We start from the raw sequence: 4,115 nt of genomic DNA, 5'->3' as shown, positions 1-4,115 counted from the left end.
GTGCCACCGTTGCCGGCGTCGCCCGCGGAAGACCGTGTTTCAGGATCAGTCGTCGGAGTCCTCCCAGCTGGATTCCTCATCGTCGGAATCGTCGTCGTCGTCGGAATCGTCGTCGTCGGAACCCAACCAGTCGAAGTCGTCGAAGCCGAAGTCGTCGTCGCTGGAAAATGCGGTGGCGGAATCTGCGACCGTGACTGCGCTCTCGGGCTGTGGCAACACCGGGGCGGCGAATGCGCTGGAGGACAGCGAGACGGACCCTGCCGCCAGGGCGGTCGCGGCGGTGAGCAGAACAATACGTCGGGTACGGGACATGGGAATGCTCCTCGTCGAAAGGGTGAAATCGCGCCGTCGGGGCTGTTCCCGACGATGCCGGTGGGCCACCTGTTCTGCGTGAACCCGTGCATCCATTGAGCCCCGGCAGGCGAATGGCGTCATGCCGCTGAAATTCGGGACTTGACAGCTCTGTCGTCATCGGCTCCGGGATCGGGAGCGCAGCCGCTACGACCAGTCGTGGGTGACCCAGTACTGCCGCATGCAGGCCAATGGATGACCGGCGTCGTAGCCGAGTTCGAAAGCACTGGTGCGTTCGTGCTCGGTCCCGTGAGGACGCTCGGGACCCGGTACCGGGTCACCCGCATCGGCCAGGGCCTCGACGGCCTGCCGGATGTTGGCGGGGGTCACGTCACCCTGCCGGTATGCGGACCTGACCCAGGTGCCGGCGAAGCAGTCGGCGAGCAGCTCGCTCTCCTTGATCCGGACGGTGTCGCCGTCCTCCAGCACCGGCTCGTCGTCCTTCATCGCCACGATGTCCGGCAGGCCCGCCTTTTCCATGAGCTCCCGCTGGATGTCGTGGCCGTACTCGTGCGCCGCGATGACGGCGATTGCGAATTTGCTCGTGCTGTCGTTCACGAGGGTCGTCGGCGGAAAGTAGATGGCGCCCGTGTAGGTGTTTCCCCCGGCATCCGTTCTGACGTCCAGAGGGCAGTAGAAGGCGCCCTGTGGCGTGTCGTGCACGACCGGTGTGTCCAGGCACTCCGTCGTGACGCTGTCCCCCGGGAGCGGGGTGTAGTACAGGACGGACGGCTCTTCCATGCCATTGGCCCGGAAGTAGCCCGCCCAGTAGGTGTGGATGTCGTCCAGAACGGCTCTGAGATACGTGGCGAGCCCTTGAGCCGTCCGGGGGTCCACGCCGGAGTTCTCCCACTTCGTACTGGACTCGCCGGGCTCCGGCCGGTACTGCCCGAGCCGCTCCTCCACGTCTCCGGACGCGGTGGGGGCCGGGTCGGTGGGCGTCGGCGGAGGCTCGGCGGCCACGCTCCCGCCCGCGCCCGTGAAGACGAGGACCAGCGCTGCGGCCAGCCCCGTGAGCGAAGCCGTCAGCCGACCGGGTTGTCGCATCACCAGCTCCCGAGCACTCTGCGCACCCTTTACCACCTTGCGCCCGCCCCTGCACCCCGGCAAACGCGGGACGGCCCTGCTCAGGGCTCGCCGATCTGCCCGACCGCCTGGTCCGGCGTCTCGTCCGTGTCCCAGGTCGTCTTCGAAGTCCCGTCTGCCCCCCTCGGGCGGACGACGCTACTTCGAAGACACTCCCTGGCGCTCCAGCGCGCCGATTGCCGCCAGCTCCTGCGCGGAGAGCGAGGCCAGCAGCGCCTCGACCTTCTTCAGCCGGGCCTCCAGCGTGTCGCGCTGCTCGCGCCGCTTCTCGGCCAGCGCCTGCTGGAGGTCGAGCGCCTTGCGGGATCGCGTCGCCAGCGCGTTCGCGTACCGCGCAGTGCTCTCCAGCCGGGCGATCGTCGCCCGCTTGCTGCTGGCCGCACGCTCCATCAGATGGCTTTGGTCCAGGGCGCGCTGAGGGTCGCGAGCCAGCAGGAGGTGCAGATACACCGACAGTTCGGAGCTGCCCTGGTACTGCCGGCTGGCCAGCAGTCCGGCGTCACCGCGACTGCGGGCGACGGCGTCGCGGGCTCTGGCCAGATCGGTGTTGAGCCGCCGCGTCTCGGCGGTCTGTGCCGTGAGGCGCTCCTCGGTCGCGTCGTACGCCTCGCCCGCCTCCTCCACCTGCCGGTACAGCTCCTGGAGCTCGGTGAGGAGCTGGGCGATGCCCTTCGGAGCCGTCGCGTCGGGCGCGGACGCTTCCGGCGCGGACGCTTCGGACCCCCCGGGCGCGGCGTGCGCCGTCGTCGACGGAGGGCCGGGTGGCCGGGCGGCCGCCGGTGTGGTCGCGAGTGCCGTCGCCAGCGCCGTCGCCAGCGCGGCCGTGCGGACGGACCGAAGCAGTGTGCCCGACATGCGATCACCTCCGGTGGGTTTCACAGGAGATGATGCGGCCATGTCCGTATGACGACCGCACGAGTGGCCGAACCGGCCCAACGCCGTCACCCGCGACGGGCCGATCGGACCCTTGCCCGGCGTGGCAGCCTTGCTATCGGCCGGCCGGCAGCGCGTAGAAGGTGCGGTCGCGCCACACCACGGCGGTGCCCCCGGCCATCACCCCCCGGTAGCCGGATGGGGGTCCCCCCGGACGGAGTCCGGGGGAGGGTGCCCGGCCGCCCGCGTCCTGGAACTTCCACAGCCGGCTGCCGTCCGCCGCGGCGAAGGCCGTGACCTGTGTGGACTCCAGGACCAGCGCGGTACGCCCGCCCGTGGGGAGCAGCACACGCGGCCGTCCGTCGCCGCCGGCCTCCGTGGACTGCGTCCAGCGGGTGGCGCCCGTCGCCGCGTCCAGCGCGAGGAGCTGATGCCCGGCGGTCGGGACGTAGAGCGTGTCGCCCTGGACCACGCCTTCGCCGGACGCGCCGGCGGCCCGCCACAGATGCTTGCCGCTGCCCGTGTCGTACGCGTGGAGACCGTCGTCCGCCGCCGCGTACAGCCGACCCGAGGGACCGCCGGACACGGAGGCGCCCTGGTGGACGGCGCCGAAGTACTTGCCCCACCGGCGGCTTCCGGTGCTCCGGTCGTACAGGGCGAACAGCGCCCTGCCCTTGTTCACCTTCTGCTGCTGCGGGGTGAGCGAGCCGCTGTCCTGCCGTACGAGGATGCCGTCGGGGCGGACGGCGACGCCCTGGTAGCGCGGTACGGCGTTCCTGCCGCGGCCGTTCGGGACCTGAGCACGCCACAGCTCCTTGCGCGCGACGACGTCGTACGCGAAGAGGTACGTCCGGGAGCCCGCGGTCCCGGTGAACCAGACGACCGGGCCCTCGGCGGCGGCCACGGCGCTGACGTGGGCCGGGGCGGGCACGCGGTGCCGGACCGTGCCGTCCTGGGGGGAGAGCCACACGAAGTGCGTGGCGCCGATGACGAACAGGCTGTCGCCCGCGACGACGGGACGGTGCGCGGCAGCGGCGGCGGGCTGCGTCCACAGCCGGCGGCCGGTGCGCAGATCGACACCGGTGCTCTGCCGGGCGTCGGTCACGACGAACACGCGGTCGCGCCAGGCGGCCGCCTGCAGCGACCCGGCGGTGGGGTGCTGGTACGCCCACAGAGGCGTGGGCGGCACTCCGGGCACCGGCTTCGCCGCGGGCACCGGTCCGGCGGCGGCCGGTGCCGCGGCCTCTCCGTCCCCGCCACCCAGGGCCAGGCCCAGCCCACCGCCGACCACCAGCCCGACGGCCCCGGCCACGGCCCCGGCCAGCACGGCCCGCCGCTCGGCCCCGGCCTTGGCGGCGAGCACGGAGGCGGTGAGGGCGGATTTGGGGGCGGCGGTGTGCGCCTCGTTGCCCGGCGGGGCGCTGTCCGGCTGCCTCAGCCAGCCGGCAAGACCGGGCGCACCCGCCCCAGGGGCCGCCACGTCGGCCTCCGCGGCAGGCCGGGCCCTCGGGACACCCAGGGGCGCGGTGACCCTGTCGGTGGCGCGTGTGCCGACGGCACCGAGCGCCAGGGTGCCGAGGCCGCTCCCCGCGCCGGGTGGCAGCGCCGGCACGCCGACGGCATCGGCGGGAGCCGCAGTGCCGACGGCCGGGGCGTCCTGGGGCTGCGCAACCCCGGCTCGCGCCGGCGGCCGCGGCTCGGCGGGCGGGCCTTCGTTCTGCTTGCTCTCGGCGGGCGGAAGGTGTTCGGGCGCGGGTGTTCCGACGGTGGTGGCGGGCCCTGTGTCCTTGGCGGGGGAGCGGTTG

Annotated in this window: 4 protein-coding genes; all 4 read right to left on the bottom strand. The window is 72.8% G+C overall.

The window, feature by feature from the left end:
• Positions 1–45: 45 nt before the first annotated feature.
• Entirely contained in the window at positions 46–312 is a 267-nt protein-coding gene (locus tag ACWGI8_RS40710) for a hypothetical protein (protein WP_453668489.1), read from the bottom strand.
• Positions 313–498: 186 nt separating this feature from the next.
• Positions 499–1,398, bottom strand: a complete 900-nt coding sequence (locus tag ACWGI8_RS40705) for a neutral zinc metallopeptidase (protein ID WP_453668488.1) — start codon at positions 1,396–1,398, stop codon at positions 499–501.
• Between the two features lie 177 nt (positions 1,399–1,575).
• Positions 1,576–2,292: a coiled-coil domain-containing protein gene (locus tag ACWGI8_RS40700; RefSeq protein ID WP_453668487.1), complete on the bottom strand. Its 717-nt coding sequence runs from the start codon at positions 2,290–2,292 to the stop codon at positions 1,576–1,578.
• A 133-nt stretch (positions 2,293–2,425) separates the two neighbouring features.
• On the bottom strand, positions 2,426–4,115 hold a 1,690-nt coding region (locus tag ACWGI8_RS40695), incomplete at its 5' end, for an outer membrane protein assembly factor BamB family protein (protein ID WP_453668486.1).

The sequence above is a fragment of the Streptomyces sp. NPDC054841 genome (genome assembly GCF_053611045.1).
The sequence above is the reverse complement of the archived record's forward strand: the minus strand, read 5'-3'. Positions and strand labels throughout refer to the sequence as shown.

Excerpts from the sequence above, each read along its gene's own strand:
- ACWGI8_RS40705 (WP_453668488.1), bottom strand. The coding sequence starts at position 1,398 with ATGCGACAACCCGGTCGGCTGACGGCTTCGCTCACGGGGCTGGCCGCA.
- ACWGI8_RS40710 (WP_453668489.1), bottom strand. The coding sequence starts at position 312 with ATGTCCCGTACCCGACGTATTGTTCTGCTCACCGCCGCGACCGCCCTG.
- ACWGI8_RS40700 (WP_453668487.1), bottom strand. The coding sequence starts at position 2,292 with ATGTCGGGCACACTGCTTCGGTCCGTCCGCACGGCCGCGCTGGCGACG.